This window comes from Pseudomonas sp. FEN (genome assembly GCF_904067045.1).
Taxonomy (GTDB): Bacteria; Pseudomonadota; Gammaproteobacteria; order Pseudomonadales; family Pseudomonadaceae; genus Aquipseudomonas.
Window position 1 is genome coordinate 412,435 of sequence record NZ_CAJFDC010000013.1, and the last position, 22,473, is coordinate 434,907.

General features: G+C 59.6%; 26 protein-coding genes and 2 tRNA genes. 16 read left to right on the forward strand and 12 right to left on the reverse strand.

What is annotated here, in order from left to right; all coding sequences use genetic code 11:
- Window positions 1-100: 100 nt before the first annotated feature.
- The 4 genes from PFEN_RS16305 to PFEN_RS16320 all read right to left on the reverse strand — a co-directional run bounded on the left by PFEN_RS16305 (window position 101) and on the right by PFEN_RS16320 (window position 1,184).
- The gene (locus PFEN_RS16305) at window positions 101-367 is read right to left on the reverse strand and encodes a hypothetical protein (RefSeq protein ID WP_191487835.1); all 267 of its coding nucleotides are present in this window, start codon (window positions 365-367) and stop codon (window positions 101-103) included.
- A complete protein-coding gene (locus PFEN_RS16310; RefSeq protein WP_191487836.1) occupies window positions 364-567 on the reverse strand; it encodes a hypothetical protein in 204 nt (67 codons plus the stop codon). Before PFEN_RS16310 ends, PFEN_RS16305 begins: the two co-directional genes overlap by 4 nt.
- A gap of 304 nt (window positions 568-871) precedes the next feature.
- Window positions 872-948 (reverse strand) — tRNA-Val (locus PFEN_RS16315).
- Window positions 949-1,107: 159 nt separating this feature from the next.
- Window positions 1,108-1,184: transfer RNA gene (locus PFEN_RS16320), tRNA-Val, on the reverse strand.
- Window positions 1,185-1,370: 186 nt separating this feature from the next.
- Here PFEN_RS16320 and PFEN_RS16325 point away from each other — a divergent pair.
- Window positions 1,371-2,654, forward strand: a complete 1,284-nt coding sequence (locus PFEN_RS16325; RefSeq protein WP_191487837.1) for an NAD(P)/FAD-dependent oxidoreductase — start codon at window positions 1,371-1,373, stop codon at window positions 2,652-2,654.
- 28 nt (window positions 2,655-2,682) lie between these two features.
- Here PFEN_RS16325 and PFEN_RS16330 read toward each other — a convergent pair whose 3' ends face one another.
- Window positions 2,683-3,369 (reverse strand): PA2778 family cysteine peptidase, encoded by a 687-nt coding sequence (locus PFEN_RS16330; RefSeq protein WP_191487838.1) that lies wholly within the window; start codon window positions 3,367-3,369, stop codon window positions 2,683-2,685.
- 581 nt (window positions 3,370-3,950) lie between these two features.
- A complete protein-coding gene (locus PFEN_RS16335) occupies window positions 3,951-4,700 on the reverse strand; it encodes a TerC family protein (RefSeq protein WP_191487839.1) in 750 nt (249 codons plus the stop codon).
- A 137-nt stretch (window positions 4,701-4,837) separates the two neighbouring features.
- On the opposite strand from PFEN_RS16335, the gene nhaR reads away from it, so the two are divergent.
- The gene (nhaR, locus tag PFEN_RS16340; RefSeq protein ID WP_191487840.1) at window positions 4,838-5,794 is read left to right on the forward strand and encodes a transcriptional activator NhaR; all 957 of its coding nucleotides are present in this window, start codon (window positions 4,838-4,840) and stop codon (window positions 5,792-5,794) included.
- Window positions 5,795-5,993: 199 nt separating this feature from the next.
- On the opposite strand, the gene PFEN_RS16345 is transcribed toward nhaR, so the two are convergent.
- Window positions 5,994-6,503, reverse strand: coding sequence for a DUF1993 family protein (locus PFEN_RS16345; RefSeq protein ID WP_191487841.1), 510 nt, complete (start codon window positions 6,501-6,503; stop codon window positions 5,994-5,996).
- Between the two features lie 131 nt (window positions 6,504-6,634).
- On the opposite strand from PFEN_RS16345, the gene PFEN_RS16350 reads away from it, so the two are divergent.
- Window positions 6,635-7,282: a YceH family protein gene (locus PFEN_RS16350; protein WP_191487842.1), complete on the forward strand. Its 648-nt coding sequence runs from the start codon at window positions 6,635-6,637 to the stop codon at window positions 7,280-7,282.
- Between the two features lie 19 nt (window positions 7,283-7,301).
- Here the strand turns inward: PFEN_RS16350 and PFEN_RS16355 are convergent, their stop codons facing one another.
- A complete protein-coding gene (locus tag PFEN_RS16355) occupies window positions 7,302-8,120 on the reverse strand; it encodes a shikimate 5-dehydrogenase (RefSeq protein ID WP_191487843.1) in 819 nt (272 codons plus the stop codon).
- Window positions 8,121-8,376: 256 nt separating this feature from the next.
- Here PFEN_RS16355 and PFEN_RS16360 point away from each other — a divergent pair, with 256 nt between their 5' ends.
- The 3 genes from PFEN_RS16360 (at window position 8,377) to PFEN_RS16370 (ending at window position 9,423) form a co-directional block, all read left to right on the forward strand.
- Window positions 8,377-8,715: a hypothetical protein gene (locus tag PFEN_RS16360; protein ID WP_191487844.1), complete on the forward strand. Its 339-nt coding sequence runs from the start codon at window positions 8,377-8,379 to the stop codon at window positions 8,713-8,715.
- Between the two features lie 221 nt (window positions 8,716-8,936).
- Window positions 8,937-9,131 carry a hypothetical protein gene (locus PFEN_RS16365; protein ID WP_191487845.1) on the forward strand — a complete coding sequence of 65 codons (195 nt, stop codon included), beginning with the start codon at window positions 8,937-8,939 and terminating at the stop codon, window positions 9,129-9,131.
- 109 nt (window positions 9,132-9,240) lie between these two features.
- A complete protein-coding gene (locus PFEN_RS16370; protein ID WP_191487846.1) occupies window positions 9,241-9,423 on the forward strand; it encodes a hypothetical protein in 183 nt (60 codons plus the stop codon).
- 87 nt (window positions 9,424-9,510) lie between these two features.
- Here PFEN_RS16370 and PFEN_RS16375 read toward each other — a convergent pair whose 3' ends face one another.
- Window positions 9,511-10,071: a hypothetical protein gene (locus PFEN_RS16375; protein ID WP_191487847.1), complete on the reverse strand. Its 561-nt coding sequence runs from the start codon at window positions 10,069-10,071 to the stop codon at window positions 9,511-9,513.
- A 423-nt stretch (window positions 10,072-10,494) separates the two neighbouring features.
- Here PFEN_RS16375 and PFEN_RS16380 point away from each other — a divergent pair, with 423 nt between their 5' ends.
- The 4 genes from PFEN_RS16380 to PFEN_RS16395 all read left to right on the forward strand — a co-directional run bounded on the left by PFEN_RS16380 (window position 10,495) and on the right by PFEN_RS16395 (window position 15,727).
- Window positions 10,495-10,701 carry a hypothetical protein gene (locus PFEN_RS16380; protein ID WP_191487848.1) on the forward strand — a complete coding sequence of 69 codons (207 nt, stop codon included), beginning with the start codon at window positions 10,495-10,497 and terminating at the stop codon, window positions 10,699-10,701.
- Window positions 10,702-11,203: 502 nt separating this feature from the next.
- On the forward strand, window positions 11,204-12,130 hold the full coding sequence (pbpG, locus tag PFEN_RS16385) for a D-alanyl-D-alanine endopeptidase (protein ID WP_191487849.1): 927 nt from the start codon (window positions 11,204-11,206) through the stop codon (window positions 12,128-12,130).
- Between the two features lie 249 nt (window positions 12,131-12,379).
- Window positions 12,380-14,842: a hypothetical protein gene (locus tag PFEN_RS16390; RefSeq protein WP_191487850.1), complete on the forward strand. Its 2,463-nt coding sequence runs from the start codon at window positions 12,380-12,382 to the stop codon at window positions 14,840-14,842.
- A 48-nt stretch (window positions 14,843-14,890) separates the two neighbouring features.
- Window positions 14,891-15,727, forward strand: coding sequence for an AraC family transcriptional regulator (locus tag PFEN_RS16395; protein WP_191487851.1), 837 nt, complete (start codon window positions 14,891-14,893; stop codon window positions 15,725-15,727).
- 6 nt (window positions 15,728-15,733) lie between these two features.
- On the opposite strand, the gene PFEN_RS16400 is transcribed toward PFEN_RS16395, so the two are convergent.
- Complete coding sequence (locus PFEN_RS16400; protein ID WP_191487852.1) at window positions 15,734-16,321, reverse strand: LysE family translocator; 588 nt, start codon at window positions 16,319-16,321, stop codon at window positions 15,734-15,736.
- A gap of 189 nt (window positions 16,322-16,510) precedes the next feature.
- Here PFEN_RS16400 and PFEN_RS16405 point away from each other — a divergent pair, with 189 nt between their 5' ends.
- Together PFEN_RS16405 and PFEN_RS16410 are read left to right on the forward strand one after the other, a co-directional pair.
- Entirely contained in the window at window positions 16,511-16,720 is a 210-nt protein-coding gene (locus PFEN_RS16405) for a hypothetical protein (RefSeq protein WP_191487853.1), read from the forward strand.
- Between the two features lie 238 nt (window positions 16,721-16,958).
- A complete protein-coding gene (locus PFEN_RS16410; RefSeq protein ID WP_191487854.1) occupies window positions 16,959-17,441 on the forward strand; it encodes a DUF503 family protein in 483 nt (160 codons plus the stop codon).
- Window positions 17,442-17,620: 179 nt separating this feature from the next.
- Here PFEN_RS16410 and yfcF read toward each other — a convergent pair whose 3' ends face one another.
- Window positions 17,621-18,253 (reverse strand): glutathione transferase, encoded by a 633-nt coding sequence (gene yfcF / locus PFEN_RS16415; RefSeq protein ID WP_191487855.1) that lies wholly within the window; start codon window positions 18,251-18,253, stop codon window positions 17,621-17,623.
- Between the two features lie 107 nt (window positions 18,254-18,360).
- On the reverse strand, window positions 18,361-19,569 hold the full coding sequence (locus PFEN_RS16420) for an MFS transporter (protein WP_191487856.1): 1,209 nt from the start codon (window positions 19,567-19,569) through the stop codon (window positions 18,361-18,363).
- 412 nt (window positions 19,570-19,981) lie between these two features.
- Between PFEN_RS16420 and PFEN_RS16425 the strand changes: the two genes are divergently transcribed.
- The 4 genes from PFEN_RS16425 to PFEN_RS16440 all read left to right on the forward strand — a co-directional run bounded on the left by PFEN_RS16425 (window position 19,982) and on the right by PFEN_RS16440 (window position 22,444).
- Window positions 19,982-20,299, forward strand: coding sequence for a DUF6124 family protein (locus tag PFEN_RS16425; RefSeq protein WP_191487857.1), 318 nt, complete (start codon window positions 19,982-19,984; stop codon window positions 20,297-20,299).
- 98 nt (window positions 20,300-20,397) lie between these two features.
- Complete coding sequence (locus PFEN_RS16430; protein WP_191487858.1) at window positions 20,398-20,871, forward strand: hypothetical protein; 474 nt, start codon at window positions 20,398-20,400, stop codon at window positions 20,869-20,871.
- 149 nt (window positions 20,872-21,020) lie between these two features.
- Window positions 21,021-21,554 carry a nucleotidyltransferase family protein gene (locus tag PFEN_RS16435; protein ID WP_191487859.1) on the forward strand — a complete coding sequence of 178 codons (534 nt, stop codon included), beginning with the start codon at window positions 21,021-21,023 and terminating at the stop codon, window positions 21,552-21,554.
- 260 nt (window positions 21,555-21,814) lie between these two features.
- Window positions 21,815-22,444, forward strand: coding sequence for a CDP-alcohol phosphatidyltransferase family protein (locus PFEN_RS16440; RefSeq protein ID WP_191487860.1), 630 nt, complete (start codon window positions 21,815-21,817; stop codon window positions 22,442-22,444).
- Window positions 22,445-22,473: the final 29 nt, after the last annotated feature.

Below are 22,473 nucleotides of genomic sequence, written 5' to 3' on the forward strand. Positions count from 1 at the left end.
CCTGAAAAAAAGCCCGCTCAATGGCGGGCGCTTGGACACTCAACACTCATGAACAGATTATCCGGGAGTCTGCGAATATCGGCCGGAATGGGAACTGAGACTAGAGTTTCGTCCCCAGGGCTTGCAGTTTCAAGCTTGCACTCCTGGGGTTCCTCGAGTCAACTTGCTGTCTTTCTTCAATTTTTCTGCCGAGATAGCTGACTTCCGCCCTGAGCGCCTGCAACTCGGTCGTCGCTTGATCGAGCAGTTCGCGATCAGATGGCAGTGGCCCCTCACTGGAATGCCTTCGTTTACGACCACGATAAACAGCGACGGCTATCAGCATAACGATACCGGCCAACCAAAGGAGAACGATTGTGGCTTTCACTGCCCCACCTCCTGTATTGCACACACGTAAGAGAAGACAAAACAAAAAAGGCTGGCGATAAACAGCGTGACACTCAGCAACACCCTCTCGGGCGTTGCATCCCCGGCCAAAAGGTACAAAGTTGAAAAGCCGGTGATCGCCGCTCCAGCTCCCAAGCCAACCATCAAGTCAGTCAGCCACCGAATCGTTTTACTTTCCATGCCGCATCCTTGCGCAAAACGTAGCAGAGCAATTCCGCCCTGACGCCCACCACCTGAAGTCCACTGAAGGTGAATAAAAAGCCCAATGCTTGAGGACGGATTTTTAGGAGAAGATGGGGCGCGGTCAACCCACTGAGTGTGTGGCGGTATTTCAGGAGCGTCGTGGATCGATCCTCAAACGAGCGCGGACGGCGAACCGCCCGGTACGGACTCGACGCGCAGGAGGATCACCAAACGCAAGACGCAAAAAAGGGCCAACCTTTCGATTGACCCTTTTAGACCGCCCAGCAGAGCGGATTTTGTTTGGTAGGCGCGATTGGACTCGAACCAACGACCCCCACCATGTCAAGGTGGTGCTCTAACCAACTGAGCTACGTGCCTGCTGTGAGGCGGCATTCTACGGAATCTAGAAAGGCTGTCAACCCCTTTTCTTTCCGCTAAGCCTATGAATATGCGTATTTTTTAGTGAACACCCGGAAAACGAAAAGGGCCAACCTCTCGATTGACCCTTTCTGACCGCCCAGCAGAGCGGATTTTGTTTGGTAGGCGCGATTGGACTCGAACCAACGACCCCCACCATGTCAAGGTGGTGCTCTAACCAACTGAGCTACGTGCCTGCTGTAGGGCGACATTTTGCGGATTTTCTCCGCGCTGTCAACCCTTTTATTTAGCTAACCCTTTGAATACATGTATTTTTTACCAAGACTTGGGCAAACCGGCTTTTTTCCAGGGTGGCTGGCGGGGGTATTTTATCTAAGGTAGGATCAGGCCACTCGTAAAAAATATAAAACAGAGGTTGCAGGATGGCGAACACTCCCTACCCCCAGTCCTACTACGCCGCTTCGGCGAACCCGGTTCCTCAACGCCCCACCTTGCAAGATGACGTCGAGACCGATGTGTGCGTGATCGGAGCCGGTTACACCGGGCTGTCCAGCGCGTTGTTCCTGCTGGAGAACGGCTTTCGGGTCACGGTGCTGGAAGCGGCCAAGGTCGGCTTCGGCGCATCGGGCCGCAACGGTGGGCAGATCGTCAACAGCTACAGCCGCGATATCGATGTCATCGAACGCAGCGTCGGCCCCAAGCAGGCACAGTTGCTCGGGCAGATGGCCTTCGAAGGCGGGCGGATCATTCGCGAACGAGTAGCCAAGTACAACATCCAGTGCGACCTCAAGGATGGTGGCGTATTCGCCGCCATCACCAAGAAGCAGATGGGCCATCTCGAATCCCAGAAGAAGCTCTGGGAACGCTACGGCCATACCCAGCTCGAACTGCTGGACGAGCGACGTATTCGTCAGGTGGTCGGCTGCGACCAGTACCTGGGCGGCATGCTCGACATGAGTGGCGGCCATATTCATCCGCTGAACCTGGCGCTGGGTGAAGCGGCCGCGGTCGAGTCGCTGGGCGGGACGATCTACGAGCAGTCACCGGCGGTACGCATCGAGCGCGGCGCCAGTCCCGTGGTGCATACACCGCAAGGCAAGGTCAGGGCCAAATTCATCATCGTCGCCGGTAACGCCTACCTCGGTAACCTGGTACCGGAGCTGTCCGCCAAATCGATGCCGTGCGGCACCCAGGTGATCACCACCGCGCCGCTGAGCGATGCACTGGCGAAGTCGCTGCTGCCTCAGGACTACTGCGTCGAGGACTGCAACTACTTGCTGGACTACTACCGTCTTTCCGCCGACAAGCGCCTGATCTTCGGCGGCGGCGTGGTGTATGGCGCACGGGACCCGGCCAACATCGAGGCGATCATCCGGCCGAAAATGCTCAAGGCGTTCCCACAGCTCAAGGATGTGAAGATCGACTACGCCTGGACCGGTAACTTCCTGCTGACACTGTCACGTCTGCCACAGGTCGGGCGCCTGGGGGACAACATCTATTACTCCCAGGGCTGCAGCGGCCATGGCGTGACCTATACCCACCTGGCCGGCAAAGTGCTGGCCGAGGCCCTGCGCGGCCAGGCCGAGCGTTTCGACGCCTTTGCCGACCTGCCGCACTACCCCTTCCCCGGCGGCCAGTTGCTGCGCACACCGTTCACCGCCCTGGGCGCCTGGTATTACACGCTGCGGGACAAGCTGGGAATTTAAACCGCACAGCGTGTTGCAGCTATTGCCATCAATGTCCGGCCAAGGCCTTCGTGGCCTGGGCCGCCGCCTGCTCCTGACCGGTCTGGGCCAGGTCGCTGGCGGCTTTCAGCCAGCGCTGCCGATCAACCTGGGCCGGCAATTGCGTCGGTGCCTGGATCAGCACCGCCCAACCGCCGGCATCCTTCCAGGCCGAAGCAAAGGAGCTGAACTTCATCGGCATCCGCGGGCTCATGCCCGAGCGCAACAATACGGTCTGTTTGGTTCGGTTATAACCGACCAGCACCGCATAACGTGGCGTGGACCACACCCGGCCCTCGTTGAAACGCACCAGTACCGGATAGCCGGCCGCCACCTGGGTCAGCAACGCCGACAACTCAGGGTCCAGCGGATACACCACCATGCCGTACTCACGGGCCAGGACCTGCATGTTGCGCTCAAGACCGTCCTCGGCCCCCGGCAACTTCAGCGGTTTCTCCAGCAATCCCGGCGTCACGCTGACACTCTGCTGCGACAGCATGGTGGCCAGGGCGATGGTACCGCCTTGATAGGCCTCGCCACGGAAGAACGGCACCGCATTGAGCTCAACCCGCTCTGGCAGGCGCTGGACGTCTGGCGAAACACCGCCGGCACAACCGCCCAACCCCAGCAACAATGCGCCCACCAGCCACAAGCGCCGACCCCGCACCCTACACACACCTGTTGATCCCTTGAACATCTTCACTCTCTTGGTCAATCGCCAGGCCGTTCAACACCTGGCAGGGCCCCTGATCATAGGTCGCACATGAACGGGGGTATAGCCTTTCGTTGCAGATTGCCTGACGCGATAGAGCGAAATGACTGACCTTACACGACCTTCGGTCAATGGACTGAAACACAGCGACGTCTAGACTGGAGTGACAGGAAAGACGAAGTGAGTGAGCCCGAACGGGCGAAGGAGGCACCGATGAGCCTTGTAGCGATAATTGCACTGTTGGTGCTCGGCTGGGTGACTGTCGCGGCGGCCATGTTATGGGGAGTCCTGAGAATCTCCCGCCGTCACCACCCAGCGCTGCCTGCACAACTCAAGACCGGCGAACAGCCACAGGCCCGCACTGCCACTAGCCACTGACGCTGCATACCATTGACTCAAGCTTGAACGCGCATTTATGAGAGCGATACTCGCGTGGGAGCGGTGCTTGCCCGCGAAGCTTTTAGCAGTCTCAGGGACCTCTTCGCCGGCAAGCACCGCTCCCACAAATCATTTTGCGCCTTTACGATTGAAGGCCCTTACTTAAGTGAACAGTATGGCCGCCAGTATCAGGCCTTTGTCGCCTGACGCTTGTGCCGCGCACGTCGGGCCAGCATGTTCAAGCCTTCAATCGCCGCGGAAAAGGTCATGGCCGTGTAGACATAGCCCTTGGGCACATGGGCACCGAAGCCTTCGGCAATCAGCGTCATGCCGATCATGATCAGGAAGCCCAAAGCCAGCATCACCACCGTCGGGTTGTCGTTGATGAACTTCGCCAGCGGCTCGGACGCCAGCAACATCACCAGAACCGCCACCACCACCGCGACCACCATGATCGGCAGATGCTCGGTCATGCCCACGGCGGTGATGATGCTGTCGATGGAGAACACCATGTCGAGCATCAGGATCTGGCCGATCGCCGCCGCGAACCCCAGCGATACACCGGCCGTGCCGTGGTCGGCCTCCTTGGCCTCGGGGTCCATGCTGTGATGAATCTCGGTGGTGGCCTTCCACACCAGGAACAGGCCGCCGGCGATCAGGATCATGTCTTTCCAGGAGAACGCCTGACCGAACAACTCGATCACCGGCGTGGTGAGCTGGACAATGTAGGCAATCGTGCTCAACAAGCCCAGCCGCAAGATCAGGGCCATGCCGATACCGATGCGCCGGGCCTTGGTCCGAAACTGCGCCGGCAGCTTGTTGGTCAGAATCGAAATGAAGATCAGGTTGTCGATGCCCAACACAATTTCCATGACGATCAGCGTCGCCAGGGCAATCCAGGCGGTGGGGCTGACGGCGAGTTGCAACAGGTATTCCATGATTCAATCCTGATTCCGGGGTGAGGCGGCCATATGCTGGCCCACCGATAGCGCTGCATTCTATGGAAGCAGACACTTCAGAAAAATTCGTATTTTTAAGAGTTATACTTCGGTTTTAACGAACCGAATAGAGTCCGATGCTCAACTATCGCCAGCTTCACTATTTCTGGGTCGTGGCCAGGACCGGCAGTATCGTCAGGGCCTGCGAACAGTTGAACCTGACGCCGCAAACCATCAGCGGCCAGATCAGCTTGCTGGAGCAGACCTTTGGCGTGGAGTTGTTTCGCAAGGTCGGGCGCCAGTTGGAACTGACCGAAGCCGGCCGCCGGACCTTGCCCTACGCCGAGCAAATGTTCCAACTGGGCAATGAACTGGAAGCCATGCTGCGAACCCAGCCGAACGAACAGCAGAGACTGCTGCGGGTCGGAGTCGCCGACGTGGTGCCCAAATCCATTGTCTACCGCCTGATCGCGCCGACCATGGAGCTGGATGAACCGATCCGCATCACCTGCCGCGAAGACAAGCTCGAACGCCTGCTCGCCGACCTGGCGATCCAGCGCCTGGACCTGGTGATTTCCGACAGCCCCATGCCCAGCCACCTGGATATCAAAGGTTACAGCCAGAAACTGGGGGAATGTGGGATCAGCTTCTTTGCCACTGCGTCACTGGCGGCGCGCCATGCCGATGCTTTTCCGCGCTGCCTGCACGGTGCGCCACTGCTGATTCCGGGGCAGGAAAGCATGGTTCGCAGCCGACTCCTGCGCTGGTTCGCCGAACACCAACTGCATCCCAGGATTGTCGGCGAGTTCGACGACAGCGCTCTGATGCAGGCGTTCGGTCAATCCGGTAGCGGAATTTTCATTGCCCCGAGCGTGATCGCCAAAGAGGTGTGTCGGCAGTATGGCGTCGAGCTGATCGGTCAGACCGATGCGGTCAGCGAGTCGTTCTACGCGATCTCGGTGGAGCGCAAGGTCAAGCACCCCGGGATTGTCGCCATCACCGAGGGCGCGCGACGCGAACTGTTTACCACTCTGGAAGACCAGGCGCGGACCGTGCGGGATTTGGCCCCATCAGTGCCAACGCCAGCAGGATAAAACCGGCGGCTGACAACAGCAGAATGGGCAACAACATGAATCACTCCAGAAACGACAACGCCAGCGATAGCCCGAAGGCCCGCTGAACAAGAGATGAAAACAGAGGGGAAGTGACCGCTATAACAGAAGGTTTGTGGCGAACGGGCTTACCCGCTCGCCACAAGATTACCGGCAAGTCAGATTTTAACCGGTGACGAAATCAGAACGCGCCCATGTAGTCACGTTTGCCGATTTCCACACCGTTGTGGCGCAGGATCGCGTAGGCGGTGGTCACATGGAAGAAGAACTGCGGCAGGCCGTAGGTCAGCAGATAGGCCTGGCCACTGAAGCGCTTCTCTTTCGGGGTACCCGGGCGGGTCACGATCTCGATGCCTTCCTTGCCATCGATCTGCGCCGGAGTAATGCTGTCAAGGTGAGCCAGTACCTTGCTGATCAAGGCTTGCAGCTCGGCGAAGGTGGTTTCAGTGTCCGGATAGGACGGCACTTCGATCTCGGCCAGGCGCGAGGAAACGCCCTTGGCGAAATCGACCGCGATCTGCACCTGGCGGTTCAGCGGGAACATGTCAGGCGCCAGACGGGCTTGTACGAAAACACTCGGATCGATGTTCTTCGCCAGTGCATGGGCTTCGGCCTTGTTCAGAACATCGCTCAAGGCATTGAGCATTTGCTTGAAAACCGGAATGGAAGCTGCGTACAGGGAAATGGTCATGAGGATCTCGCAGTGAAAAATGGCAGGAGTTGAGCTGGACGATTATAGCCAGGCTGAAGCGCATCGCGGCTTGTCTTTTTACAGGCGAAAGCCCTACGCTTATGACCTTTCAACGCACAGGGAAACGCACAATGGGTAGCGAGCAAGAGACTTCCGTCGATCAGCCACGATTGAACAGCACGGAAATCCGCGTCCTGGGCTCCTTGATCGAAAAACAGGCCACCAGCCCGGAAACCTATCCCCTGACTCTCAACGCCCTGGTCCTGGCCTGCAACCAGAAAACCAGCCGCGAGCCGGTGATGAATCTCAGCCAGGGCCAGGTCGGCCAGAGTCTGCGCGCCCTGGAAGGTCGTGGCTTCACCCGCCTGGTGATGGGCAGCCGTGCCGACCGCTGGGAGCATCGGGTCGAGAAGGCTCTGGAACTGGTACCGGCCCAGGTGGCGTTGACCGGCCTGCTGTTCCTGCGCGGCCCGCAGACCGTCAACGAACTGCTGACCCGCAGCGCCCGAATGCATGACTTCGAAGACAGCGAGCAGGTCGTGCACCAATTGGAACGCCTGATTGCCCGTGGCTTGGCCCTGCTGATTCCGCGCCAGGCCGGACAGCGCGAAGACCGCTATACCCATGCCCTGGGCGACCCGGCGGAGATCGAAGCCATCCTTGCGGCACGTCAGCAAGGGCCGGAACGCCATACGGTCGGCGCCGTGTCCGTGGAGCGCATCGAAGAACTGGAAGCCCGAATCGCGGCGCTTGAAGAGCGCCTGGCGCGATTGGAATAACCCTGCGCCCGATCGTCATTCAGCCGCGCGCAAACGCCACTGCTTTCTGGAACTGTTCGTTACTCGGCCGCACACCGGTGTACAGCACGAACTGTTCCAGCGCCTGGATGGCAATCACCTCAAGCCCTGTGATCACGCGCTTGCCTTGGGCCCTGCCACGCAGGATCAACGGGGTCTCCGAGGGCACCGCGACCACATCGAACAGCGTTTCGGCCGCATCCACCGCCGCCGCCTCGAAGGCCAACTGATCCGCCTCGGGACCGCCGCTCATGCCAATCGGGGTGACATTGACCAGCATTCGCGGGCGTAGCGTCCCCAACTGCGCCTGCCATTCATAACCGCAACTCTGCGCCAAGGCCCTGCCCGCCACTTCGTTGCGGGCCACGATCAGCCCATTGCGATAACCGCCGTCACGCAGGGCCGACGCCACGGCCTTGGCCATGCCGCCACTGCCCTGCAGCGCGAAGGTGATCTCCTTGGGTACCGCGTGGCTGTCGAGCAACTGCGCAATGGCGATATAGTCGGTGTTATAGGCCTTCAGGTGACCGGTGCTATTGACGATGGTGTTGATGGATTGAATCGCCGCGGCAGAGGCATCCAGCTCATCGACCAGGGCGATACAGGCCTCCTTGAACGGCATCGACACCCCGCAGCCACGAATACCCAGGGCCCGAATCCCCGCGACCGCGCCGGGCAGGTCTTGGCTACTGAATGCCTTGTAGTAAAAGTTCAGCCCTAGTTGCTCATAAAGGTGATTGTGGAAACGCAAACCGAAATTCCCGGGGCGCCCCGACAGCGACATGCACAACTGGGTGTCTTTGTTGGGGTTCATCTGCATGTTTCATCTCCTGGAGAGTGCTTTCGGACAAATGGGATTAGGCATTTACCCAACTTTCGTCGATCATAGACAACCGCTGCAAGGCTCTGGCACCTGCTGTGGATACCGCTAAAGACGCCAGGCCATGATCCTTACACAAAATTTACTCAACGACTTCGCAGTTTTTCAAAAAGTCGTTGTCATAGAAGTATCCCCACGATAGTTCTTGAGTCTATTGCAGACAACAAGCGCTGGGGCTGGAACCCGAGGAATAATCATGATTCGTACAATCCCCAAGATAGCCTTGCTCGTTGGTGCACTCGCTGTCGCAGGTCAGGCCTCTGCCCACGGTGGCGGTAACTGGGTCGGTCCTGCCTTGTTGGGTGGCGTGATCGGCGGAGCCATCGTCGGTTCGATGGTGAGCCGTCCGGCTTACGTTGAGCAGCCGGTGTATGTACAACCGGCTCCGGTCTATGTGCAACAGCCGCCTCCGGTCTACTATCAACCCGCGCCGGTCTATGTCCAGCCGGCTCCTGTCTACGTCCAGGGTGGCTACTATGGCCGTCCGGTGTACTACGGTCACCCGCATCATTACTACGGCGGCCCACGCTGGTAATCGACAGGCAAAATACCCAGGCCCTGCTCGCAAGAGCGGGGCCTTTTTTTTTGCGATGTCTGAATTACACCCTCAAAGGTCGCAGTCAAGACAACCACCCGCCGCCGATAAAAGGCATGATATGACCTGTCGTCGCCCAGGATGGGCGTTAATACGACTGTCATATTTATGCCATGCCCGATCAGCAAGATCTGACTGAATGATAAGAACAAGGACGAGCCATGCCTACACAGAACCCACACCGCGCCGCCGGACTCTGCACCTCCAGCAAGGTCTACAGTGCCCTCACCGAGCTCAAGCAGCTCGAAGGCCATCGCACGGCCAAATTTCTCTCGTTGCTGGCCGAGAACCTGGTCCATAAAGGGCTGCTGAATGAGCAGGAAGTGTTGAAGATGCTGGATCAGGTCGTCGACTGACGCCCCTTTCACAGCCTGTCGATCTCGTCGATGTCCACTATCGAGCGCGATGATTTTCCTCGAACGTAGCCGAGCCTTAAGGTAGCCCCATCGATTGATGGAGGTCCTCATGGCCAAGGTTCAGATCATGTCCGTTATCGGCAGCGCCGTTCCCACCTCGCTCAGGGAGCTGGGCCTGCTCGCCTGCTGGTACCTGGTTCGAGACGGTGTACCGATCAGCGGACCATTTACTTCACTGTTGGCGGCAAAAGCTTCGTCGCAAATCCTGAACCTGCATGCACTGAATGCCTGACCGGCCGAAGATTCCCGAAAACGTGCGTTGCTCCGCACACCCCTTTGCCCGCACTCGTTGCGGGCTTTTTTATGACCCGCGCGCTCATCAGCCGCGCTCAGCCAATGTGGCATTGACCTGGGCACGATGCGTGAGCTTCTGCAGGCGCTTTTCCAGCTCGATCATCACCACGCGATCGCTGCGGCCACTTTCCAGCTCGTCGATCAAGGCCTGGCTCACCTGGCGCAGTTCATGGCTGATGACGATCCGGTCATCGTTCAGATCATGCTTGTGGGACTCGAACAAACGGTGCAGGAAATCCTCGAGGGTATGCTGGCAGCGATGCCGATCGGTGGCCCGCAAGTGAGCCAGATTGGCACTGATGCGCCCCAGCAGGTCCAGCAGCTCGATGCCAAAATAGTGCAGCCGCCGCGCATAACCCACATCGCATTCACGACGTTGCTTGCGCTGCTCCTGTAACTCCTGTTTGCGCTGGATCGCCGGCACGCTGATGGCCACCATCAACCCGACGATCAAGCCAACGGCCTGGATCCAGCCATACCAGTCCGCCGATTTCGGAAAGAACGCAAACCCCAGCAACAGCACCGCCACCACCCCCGCCCAGACCACCATGGGCAGGTAATCCCTGCTGATCAACCCCTTCGGCATTGCCGGACTCCCGAGCTATTGGATCGCACCGATCACGCTGCAAACGCCGATGCTAATCGCTGCGCAAGTCCGGCACCACCACGTATCAAGCTGAATACACAATTAAATAGCCATCACTCAGGGAAAACCTTGGACTCGTCTTACTTTCCAAGGTTCTTTAGCGCCGCCCGAAGATACCCGATAGGTCATACCTCGCAAAATGCCCGCGATGTCGCGTTGTGCGGACGGCGTCTTGCCAGACTTCCGCATGACACCATTCGTCGCATATGAAAACGTGACGCGCAATACACCACCCTGTCTGGCTTACGGTTTGCAAAGGCCGGTCGTAGCAGCCCCAGAGCGACGTAATTCTGACGCGGCAGCAATCAAATCCACGCTTCAGGACCCCAGCGCCACGCTTGGTCAATCACCGGGAGATGTACCGTGTCAACGCTCAATGAAATCGCAGCGAACCACGCGAGAATGGCTAAGGCAAAAGTAGAAGAGTCGATCGAATTGAGTGAGCGACACCTCCAGATAGTGTGTAACTTCGAAATCCCATCCAGCGATGCTCAACAATGCATTCCACTGCACCTCATCTCTGGAACGCAGGACAATCAGCTCGGACAAGCAGCCAACTACTTGCTCTGACCATGCTCGACCTGGTCAGCCACTGACAAGAGCGTGACAGCGGGCCCGGTGTGTCCGCGAGTCATTGCCATACGTGTGCCAGCCAGCCGGAAGCTCCGAATACGTCAGGCGCGTTGCAGCCCTCACCCGTCACTACGCAAGAGCCCTGGAGCCCATGAAAATAAGGGGCCACAACCCATACAACTAGCGTCATACCTACGCTACTATATGTCTTATGGCCAGCATGCATCCAACCTTCATCGCCGGCCAGTTAGGACACAGCGTTCAGGTCCTCCTGTCGACCTATGCACGCGGGCTTAGCTCAACCACGGATCGGACCAAGATCGGAAAGCTCGAAGAGAAATTGGGCACAAAATAGGCACAAAAGTAAATTTTGTGTCAGTTAAGCCCAATATCTACAGAGGCATGGAAACTTTCTGAACTATATTCATAAAATGTAACGCTTTTTTTAGAACGACCCGTTACCAACGGCTTACCCATTATTTTTTGCGAGTCCATCCGCGTGAACATTCGTCATTCCATTTTCGGCCTGGTTTTTGTCCTGGCAGGTGCCGTTATCCCCCCCAGCGTAGAAGCCCGCGAAACCGTCTCCGCCCCCCGCGATACCAGCCACCTGCAAATCGCTTCCGGTAGCGCCCTGGTTATCGACCTGCAAACCAACAAGACCCTGTACTCCAGCAACCCGGACGTGATCGTGCCGATCGCCTCGGTGACCAAGCTGATGACCGCCATGGTGGTGCTGGACGCCAAGCTGCCAATGGACCAGTACATCTCGGTGAATATCGCCGACACCCCGGAAATGAAAGGCGTGTTCTCCCGGGTCAAGCTCAACAGCGAGCTGCCGCGCAAGGAAATGATGCTGATCGCCCTGATGTCGTCGGAAAACCGCGCGGCGGCTAGCCTCGCCCACCACTACCCGGGCGGTTATGCGGCTTTTATCGCGGCGATGAACGCCAAGGCCAGGTCCCTGGGCATGATCAACACCCACTATGTGGAACCCACCGGCCTGTCGATCCACAACGTCTCCACTGCCCGTGATCTCAGCAAGCTGCTGGTTGCCGCCCGCCACTATCCGATGCTGAGCGAGCTGAGCACCACCAAGGAAAAGACGGTGACGTTCCGCAAGCCCAACTACAGCCTGGGCTTTCACAACACCGACCACCTGGTGAATAAAGCCAACTGGGACATCAAGATCACCAAGACCGGTTTCACCAACCAGGCCGGACACTGCCTGGTGCTCGTGACCAGCATGGGCGGCCGTCCAGTGGCCCTGGTGATTCTCGATGCGTTCGGCAAATACACCCATTTCGCCGATGCCAGCCGCATCCGCAACTGGGTCGAAACCGGCAAGAGCGGTGGCGTACCGGATGTGGCCCTGCGCTACAAGGCCGACAAAAACCTCAGAAGCCGGGCCCAAGCGGCAAAGTAACCGCTGATACTGCGGCCCGGTTCTTCGGGTCGCGTGCCGTTGTGCTTGAGTGTCTGTTCCTGGGCGCCTATCACCTGGCCGAGCTGGACTCGTCGGCCTGCGCCATCGCCGCTACCGGTGGCGAGGCGCAGCCTGTCGTGCTCGATCTACCGAAAGCGGAGTCGCCCCCTCCTCCATGAGCCCGGAGGTGCCGCACCGCACCTAAACCGGCATAATCGCGCTCCGCCTCCGTCATACAGGACGTCATCCGTGAGCGCTGCCCGCAACCCAACCCACGAGAAAAATATCGGTCGCCTGCTGCTTGAATTGCTGTGGCAGATCCTGGTGCTGGTGGTGCCGATTTTCTTCGTGACGATCCTCCCACCCCTCTTCGCCCTCGCGATGGTCATTGCCTGCGCCGGGGCGATGTGGATCTGCGTGAAACTCGGCTGGTCCGACGCTGGCCGGGCCTTTGCCCGACTGATGATCTCGGCGGTCTTTGGCCTGGGCTTCAGCCTCGGACGGGCACTGCCTGAATACTGGAACATCGCTGCCGCCTGCCTGGCGATTTTCCCCGGGCTGGCGTGCGTGAGCACCTGGGAAAGACGCCTGGGCCTGGTGACAGCCATCACCGAAAACCAGACCTCGGGCAACAGCGCCAGTGCCTGGGGTGGCCAGGAACCGACGCTGACACCCGAAGGCGAACCGATCCGGGTGTTCAACCATGGCGAAATTGCCATGGGCGGCCCGGTGATGTGCGACTACCTGTTTCCCGACGGCATCCTGCTCGAAGGGCTGGGGGCCTCGGCACGTTTTTCCAGCGATGCCCGCTACTTCGCCGCCCCGGTTCCCTCACGCGGAAACTGGAGCCTGGTGATCCTCGACCGCCTCTTGCGCCGCCTCTATCGCTGCCGTGCCGACCAGTTCTGGGAACTGGATACGTTCAACGAGCAAGGCCTGGGCGGGCGCTACAGTCCGCTGGTGGATAACGCCGCCCATCAGCAGCCCCTGGAGACGTTGCTGCAAGACGCCAAAGCCATCGACCTGCTCCCGGTAGGCGACCTCTGGCTCGAACCGGGGAACTGGCAACAAACCCTGGCCCGCCAACAGATCGAATATCGCTCCCCCGATGGCCGTCATCTGCTGGAAGGCCAGTTGAGTCTGCCCGTCAGCCTGCGGGAACTGGACCAACCGACCAGGCCGGTCAGCCATCCCGACTACCGACTCAGCCTCGACGGCGTTCCCTCCCCCTTGTTGATCACGGCCCAGACGCCGATCGTCTGGAGCACTGACAGCCACAGCCTGGTCTGCATGGCCCGCACGTTCGAGTCGCCAGAGCTACACCGGTCACTGTGGCTCTGGCAACCGGACCACGGCTGGCGGCCGCTGCGCAGCCCCTGGAGTGCCGAAGACCGCGGCCCCAGCGGATACTGGAGCGATCCGTTGGCGCTGGATGAGCAACAGGTCTGGCTGGACAGCTACCTGCCGCTGTCGCAGCTCGACAACGGTCGTTTCGGTTACCAGTTGCACAGTCTCCACAGCGATTCGCAGATCCTGGTCGGTCACGACCCTCTGGGCCGCGAGCAGAACGCCGAATGGAACAGGCCGCGCGTCCGCCTGGTCCTGCCGCTGGACAGTGACGGCAGCACGGCAAGCGTGACCATCGAGTCGGAGCCGCTGGCGGATGGCGTGCGCGCCCACTTCAGCCAGGCACGGGTCGACCAGGACGAATCCGTCGGTTACCGCTGCCGGATTGGCGACTGGACCCTGCCCGGCCTCTGGCGCGTGGATCATCGAGTGAGTGATTGCTCCCGCTATCTGGCGCTGGTGCCGTTTACCCTGCATCCGGCGCTGCCCGAGCGTGTGGTGGTGGCCGATCCCCAGCAACATCGACTGATCGACAGCCCGCCGATGCGGGTAGCCGGGCTGGTGGACTTCAGGGCCACGACACTGAGCGTGGCGGTGATTGTCGGGCGCCTGCCCCGGGACATCGCCAGCACACCGCTGCAACGCTATACCGAAGCCGCCCCGGCAGCGTCCGAAGCCGCCGAGTTCTGCCAATACCACGAGGATTCGCGCCTCTACTACGAACTGCAACGCTGGCAACTGGCTGCGGACGGTCTGCAAGACTTGCCCACCTGGCGACTGGTTCAGCAGCCGCAGATCGCCACCGCCGAAGGCGACTTTATCCAGCCTTCCCCGACCGGCCTGGACGCCGCCTGGTTGTTCGGCAGCACCACCGAATACGGCGACGACTTGGGGCGCGGGCATATTGCCCGCCTCGGTGGGCACCTGCTGACCGCTTCCGGCTGCGCCCTGTCGGATCTGGCGCCCTCAATGGCCTGGTCGCCGAAAGGACGTTACCTGGCGTTGACCCGGCTGTATCTCGAGCACCGCGACTTCGCCGACAGTTACCATCGCCGCGCCTGGAAACTCCTGCTGTTGGACCTCGAGGCACACACCTTGCGCACCGCTCCCGACTGGCTGGGCAACCGACCGCAATTCATCGACTTTGGCGCCGACGCCCTGCACCTGCGCCAGTTCGAGGCGGACTGGGACCTGCGCGATGGCAGCGACCCGGGCAGCCGTGTAAAGATCATGTTGAAAGAGATACTGGAGTGGCCATCCGAACCCCTGCTGCCTCATGCGGACCTTTGGCTGACAGCGACCGAGGCGCCTCATGCGGCGGCCTGGCAATCCCTGGAGCGACCACAGCCGCTTCGGCGTCTGTAGGAGCAGCCGGTCACTCACCGTCCCCTATATCCCACACCGGATCCGCCAATGAGCAAAGCCCTCCCTGCCGCCCCCGATGACAAGGCTCCCTGCTTCTGGCGGGACGAGCGCCTGCCCTTTATCGAAGCCCGCTCGATCCAGGACGGTCGCAAGGTCTGCTATTCCCGGCATTCCCACGAACAGTTCTCGATCGGCGCGATCACCCAGGGCCAGAGTACCTACCTCAGCGAGCAGAATCAGTGGCGGGTCGCTGCCGGCACCGTGGTGCTCATGAACCCGGGGGAGGTACATGCCTGCAATCCCATCGACGAGCAGCCCTGGGCCTATCGCATGCTCTATGTCGAAACGCCCTGGCTGACTTCACTGCAACATGAACTGGGGTTCAGCCCGGACTTGAATTTCCGGGCCTTTTCCACGCCCCACAGCAACGATCCGGTACTCTATCAAGGCTTGAACAGCCTGTACGAGACGCTGCTGGATGACGACCTCGCCCTCCTCGAAAAACAGTGTGCCCTCGTCGAGTTCTTCACCCTGCTGCAACAGCGCTTGAACCCGGCGCCACGGCCAGCCCGGGAGATCAACCAGAAGCTTGAACGGGCCGCGGCCTACATTCACAAACACTGCACCGAAGCCCTGAAGCTGGAGGACATCTGCCAGGCCGCACAACTGTCGGCATCCTACCTGACCCGTGCTTTCAAACAGCATTACGGCATGACGCCCCACGCCTTCCTGGTCAACCGGCGCATCCAGTACGCCCGCACCCGGCTACGCCGTGGCGGCCTGATCGCCGACGTCGCGCTGGAGGCCGGCTTCGCTGACCAGGCGCACTTCCAGCGGGCATTCAAGCAACACCTGGCCGCAACCCCGGGGCAGTATCGCGGCTGAGCCGCCTCAAGGCAGCAACAGGTAGATCGCGCTGAGCACCAGCAGCAATGCCATCAGCCGGTTGAACAGGCGCATGCCCCTGGGGTTGTCCAGATAGTGCCGTAAAAAGGTCCCGGCAAACGCCCAGCAGGCAATCGAGCCGTAGCAGATCACGAAGTACACCGCCGCGAACTGCCACACCAACCATGCCTCGCCATTGGCCACAAACGCCCCCATTCCTGCCACACAGGCCAGCCAGGCCTTGGGGTTGAGCCATTGCATCAGCGCGCCGAGCGTCATTGTCGGTTGCTTGCCGGGCTGGCTGGTGTTGAGGGCGCCATCGTCGGCGGCCAGCTTCCAGGCCATGTAGAACAGGAACGCCACGCCGGCCAACTGGATTGCCCGGGTCAGGCTCGGCACGCGCAACAGTAGTTCATTCAACCCCAGGCCGATCAGGACCAGCAACAGGGTGAACCCCAGGGTCGCCCCGGTCACGTGCCGCAGGCTGGCGCGCCAGCCGAACTGCGCTCCGGAACTCAGGGCCACGATATTCACCGGACCGGGTGTGATGGAGGCGGCCAGCGCAAAGGCCGCCATGGAAACAAGGACGCTCATTGCCTACCTTCCGCATGAATGGATGTCGAGACTGAAGATAACGAGGCGCATAGGCAGCGGTATTGAAGAAAACTCCCCTGGCCAATCTTTTGCCCAGCCGCGAAATGTTTCATCCAACAGAGCGATCAAGTGGCGTAGGATGCTCAAGGCGTTATCCGTGCATCGCATCCAGCCTGGGGAAACCGAACCATGAAGCAGAATCTCGTCAACGTTGTGCTGCTGCTGAGCGCCCTGCTGTTGAGCGCCTGCTCCGGCACGAGCACGATGAGCAGCAACAGCGCCTGCTATACGCAAAGCTGCAATCAACACTACGACAGTAAACCTGTCACCCAGAACTTTGGCGGCTCGAACCTGGGCAGCAGCTTCCGTGAGTACGGCACCAACATGCTGCACGACTAAGCTCGATCACGAATCATCGGCGGGCTGCATCCCCGGCAGCCACGTTGATTTGCATGCAAAAATCCAGGCCCAGTCCCGCTACTCCATAGGAAATGTCCGACTTTCCACGCCATAGCTTTGCATCGACTATCTGAATCTGGATCGCTGTCCTCGACAGCGCCTGCCCAGTCTTCGCTTTTTGACGGAAACCTGTCGTCAGGCGATGCCTTCTGGTCACTTGTCCCTTGCAGGAGATACGATGAAGTTATCGATGAACTTATACGACGCACTGACCGCCATCAGCGTGCCCCCGAACAAGGCCAAGGCAGTTGTAAATGCCTGGGAGTCGGATATGGAAAAATTCGCGACAAAGTCTGATCTGCTCCGAACCGAGACACACTTGCAAGCGTCGATCACGGAGTCGAGCTCGGATCTGCGCGGCACCATCACGGCGTTGAGCTCGGAGCTGCGTGGCATGATCAAGGATCAGAGTGTGGAGATCCGCGCTTTGAGTTCAATGATTCAAGAACAGGGAGTAGAACTACGCGCGTCCATCAAGGAGCAAGGTGCAGAGCTGCGATCCGCCATTGCAGAACAGGGTGCAAAATTCCAGATATCCATCTCCGAGATGGACTCACAGAACAAGATCCTGCGCTGGCAGCTTGGTATCCTACTCGTCTGCATCAGCATTCCGGTGCTCAAGCTGGCTTACGATATGCTGATAAAAACCAGCTTGTACTAATTCACCTTCATAGAACAAACGCTAACTAATTGACCTTGAAAAATTATTTCTCAAGGTCAATTTAGCCCCCCGCCCGGTTCTTTGCGCGATAGCCCGAAGCCTCGGCGGCGGGGCATCTCCTACCGGTTTGCGGTGCATCCAGGATCCGATTTCATCCAGGTTTTGCGCAGTGTCGCCGACTACAGCGCAGGACGTTGAAACCTGACCCACTCCTGCACCGCCGGCCGCTGCCATTGGCGCTGCGCGTATTCCACCAGCACGGCGGGCACGGTATCGCCGTTGAGCACCAGTCGGTTGAGCATCAGCGCCAGATCGACATCGGCGATCGACCATTGTCCGAACAGATTTTCCCGACCGTCCGCCAGCAACGCTTGTGCGGCAGCAAACAACTTACCCGTCGCCGCCTGCGCCGCGGGCGACAAAGGCCCCGACTTGATGCCACAGAACACCACCAGGGTCGAGCGTTCCTGGCGGATCGGCAGAAGGTCACTGCGCAGCCAGGCCTGGATCTGCCGGGCCTTCGCCCGTTGTTGACGGTCTTGCGGATAAACCGGCACCTGCGGGAAGGTTTCTTCCAGATACTCGGCAATCGCCGACGACTCGGACAAGGCAAAGTCACCATGCACGAGCGTGGGCACCCGCTGGGTCAGCGACAGGCTGGCGTAGTCTTCGGCCTGGTTTTCCAAGGTATCGAGGTCCAGCGGGATCACTTCGAAGTCGAGGCCCTTTTCCCGCAGTACAACGAAATCCGACAGGGCATAAGGGCTGGTGAATTGAGCATCAACGTACAGGCGCAGGCGGGCATCACTCACGGCACATCTCCATATCCATAGGCGGGAGAAGACACGCTACGAGATTCGGCGCCATAAATGAAATGCAGGATTTTCATGCGCGCATTCCCGACGGGAATACTCTGGTTTCAGCCGTCCAGGGCACGCTGTACGCACCAGGACAAAGGCAGCGTCAGCAGCACCGTGACCGCCAGGGCCATCACCGCGACCGGGATTCCAGTCACATCCCCCAGCCCCCCGAACAACACCGGCGCCAGCGCACCTGCGCCGATGGTCCCGGTATAGAACAGCGCGAATGCCTGCTCGCGTTTGCCCGCCGCCGACAACTCCGGCACTACGCCATACAGCACCGACGATGTGCCGTTCAGGACCAGCCCCAGCAGCGGCAGCATCACCATCATGGCGGACAGCGGCAGATACACCGCCAGCACGATCAACACCGAGGTGGAGGACTCCGTCAGCCACACGGTCTTCATCATGCCGATACGCGCACCGAGATAACCGCAGGACAACTTGCCGAACGCGCCGCCGACGAACAACAGCATCAATGCCAGACCGATCCCGGCCGTCCCGGCCCCCTTGCTGGTCAACAGGAACGGTAGGAAGGTGAGAAAGCCCATCCGCACCGCACTGTCCAGCGTGCCCGTCAGCAACAGCGCGCGCAGCCCGCCGACGGAGCCCCTCCCCGCCAACGCAGTGGAGGCTTTGCGCCCCTTGAGCGAGGTTAACGCCCGTGTCGGGACCAGCCACCACAACAGCACGGCGGCGGCCAGGCCAAGCAGCCCCATCAGCGTGACACTGGCGCGCCAACTGACGACCGTCAGCAGCAGGCCCACCAGCCCCGGTAGCAGCGTCTTGCCGATATCGCCGGAAAAGTTGTACTGCGACAGCGCCTCCTTGACGCCACCGCCGGCGTCATGGGTATCGGTAATCAGCGAGGATGCCAGCGGATGCTGGGTGCTGGCGCCCAGCCCACCCAGCAACAGCGCCAACAACAGCACCGTCAAGCCGCCGGCCTGGCCGGCGAGCAGGTAAGCCAGGCCGGCCAGCGCCGTACCGCCCACCAGCAGACGCTCGCGTCCCCAACGCCTGGCGGCCCGGCTCGCGAGCAATTGGAAACCGGCCATCATCCCGGAATAGGCGCCACGCAACAGCCCCACCTGCGCGTAGCTCATGCCGAACTGCGCCTGCCAGATCGGCAGCAACACATAGATCATATCGGTCAGGCCGTCATGTACGGCGTGGGCGCTACAGGCGGCCAGCAGGGACCGACGACGCAGCGAGGTCTCGGAAGGTTGCACTTCGCTCAACGTGAGTGGGGTTTTCAGATCATTCATCGTGGTCCCTCGGCAGGCCTCTCGTTTTATGACGAAAGGGCTTTATAGATTACTTCACTTGAGAAGATGAACTCGCTGGGCATACTCCCGATGAAAGATCTCTTTCGTTTGACGGACATTTCCTAGAAAATCCCAACCCGTTGCGTCCGCCTAAATCGATGACTAGTCTGCATATCGTCACTGCCTATTCAGTGACCGGTTTTGACAGACCGAAACTCACAGGCGCCAACAGCGCCCCAAGACCTTGCAGGCGCTTTTTTCATGCCTGTCGTTGTGTGTCATGGCGGCTGTGCGCAGGGCATCTTCGGATGCGCCGGGTATCCTGTGTCCGGTCTGTCAACCTACGTACAGCTGCCACCCAATCCTGTTTGACAGCAGGGAGTGGCAGCTCCTTCAACACAGGAGCGACACCATGTTCAAGATCACCCCTAATCCACCTGTTGACCATCTTGCTCCACCCGCCTTCCAGCTCGCCGCTGAACGCGCTTTCGCCCACTATGCACTACCACCGGCTGACAGCCGATCTAGCCCAAACCGCCCACACGGTTGGGAGGAAACCTTGGTCCACATTTACGAAATCCTTCAATGCGCCTCAGTCAACGCCTATGAATGCGCGGACAACCTCCAAGGCTCGAACCGTAAACTCGCCCTGGGTGCGGTGCACCTGATCGACATGGCACAGCAACATTTGGATTCACTGCTTGATAAAGAACCGGCCAGAGCCGACTGACAAGTGACTCCTCATCGCTCCTGCGCCTATGTCCAGGAGCGATTACGGAATTCGAAAGTGACGAATGACTTATTCGCAACCCTTCAGGTAGCCAGATAATGACGAAACCCTTTTGCGTCACCCTCGCCTTCACATTGCTCCTCGTGCTATCGAACGCCGCCACCGCTGAAACAGCAAACGAAGCAGCCCGCAGTTTCATTGCCCAGTCGCATGCCGGCGATGATCTCGCCGCCATTGCCCTGTCGGCTGCCAAGCGAACGCAAACCTATGGGATGCTCGCTGCAAAGCTGGGGGCTGCCGAGGCCAACACTGCCGTAACGAGCGAAATCAATGCGCTACTCCCACAGTACCAACCGAAATGGAACCAAAACCTTGCCGCCGCTTATGAGAAGTCTTTCTCTCCAGCAGAGTTGTCATCACTCGCGTCTGAAGGTCGAGCATCAAAATACGCAGGTAAAGTGATCGAGCGACAATCCGCAATCGGCAAAGAAATGCAGTCAAGTTCAAGCCCCACTTTGATTTCACTGGTCACCGCGGCACTCGAGGCGAGTCTTTCCAAGCATGGCTTGTAAACCTGGGCGGCTGACAGACTTTCTCGAGACGCGAAATACTCCCCGTTACAAATTTTCATAACCCCTTGAGCTATCCTAGGCAGCCTGGACTCGATCTACACTCAAGGGACGAAAATGACATTGACTGCGAACGCCTGATCAGCCTGGCCATGGCCAACCCGGTAAACGCTCAAATAGCCTCACGCCTGCCCTCCCTCGGTTTGAGTCAATGCATGCTCACCGCAGGTTGTCTGTTCCAGGCCGCCTGGAATCAGCGCTCGAACCTGCCGCCCGCCTGGGGCGTCAAGGATTACGACGTTTTCTACTTCGACAACAACCTCTCCTGGGAAGCCGAAAACGAGGTTATCCAGGCCACCCAACAGCTCTTCCAGGACCTCGGCGTCAATATCGATATCAAGAACCAGGCCCGCGTCCACCTTTGGTACGCTCAACGGTTCGGGAAGGCTTATTCTCGACTGGAGTCGGCCAAGGACGGCATTGATCGTTACCTCATTGCCGGCACCTGCATCGGGTTGGATATTGCCACCGGTGAGGTTTATGCACCCTACGGCCTGACCGATATCGAGCAAGGCCTGCTGCGGATCAATCCGGCCCATCGCGAACCCGCCTTGTTCGAGCAGAAAGCAAAAAGCTATCAGGTTCGCTGGCCTTGGCTGACCATCGTGGAAACCCATCAATCATAAAAACCGTGTGGTCTTGCCAAGAAGCTCAACGGGCTGAATCGTGAGACGGCGAGAGTGCGCGCTGCTTGCGCAATCGCCCGCTGTAAAAATCGGTTTGTTTCTGGAATATGTCTGGTTGCACACATTTTTATCCGGAAGCTGATGTCAGCGTCGGTCATTTCTGGCAATAATCCACCTGACTCGCCAGTCAGCGGTCTCTCCTGCTCACAGGAGCCCCCCAAGGCCCCGCTCATCGCCCCCGGACAAGGACCGTCGCCGTCATGCCTTCGATCTACCAGCTCAAGCCCCGCTTTCAGAACCTGCTGCGCCCCGTGGTCCAGCGCCTCTTCGATAATGGCACCAGCGCCAACCAGGTCACCCTCAGCGCCGCGGTGATTTCCTTGTTGGTGGGCGCCGTGGTCGCCACCTTCGCCGGGCACGCCTGGGTGTTCGTGATCATCCCGCTGTGGATGATCCTGCGCATGGCCTTGAACGCCATCGACGGCATGCTCGCCCGGGAGTTCGGCCAGCAATCGAAACTCGGCGCCTACTTGAACGAACTCTGCGACATCGTCGCCGACAGCGCGCTGATCCTGCCATTTGCCTTGTTGCCCGAGGTCAGCCTGCTGGCGGTGCTGCTGGTGACCCTGCTGGCGCTGTTCAGCGAATACGCCGGTGTATTGGGGCCAATGATCGGTGCCTCACGGCGCTACGACGGCCCCATGGGCAAAAGCGATCGTGCCTTCGTCCTCGGCGTTATCGCCACCGGCGTGGCCTTCGGCCTGATCAATGCCCCATGGATAAACGGGCTGTTCCTGCTGATGGCGGCGTTGTTGCTGGTCACCCTGGTCAATCGGGTACGACAAGGTTTGAAAGAAGCCGGAACAACCGCGCAACAATCGGTCGAATAACTGAATCTCGAAACCACCCCATCAAGATC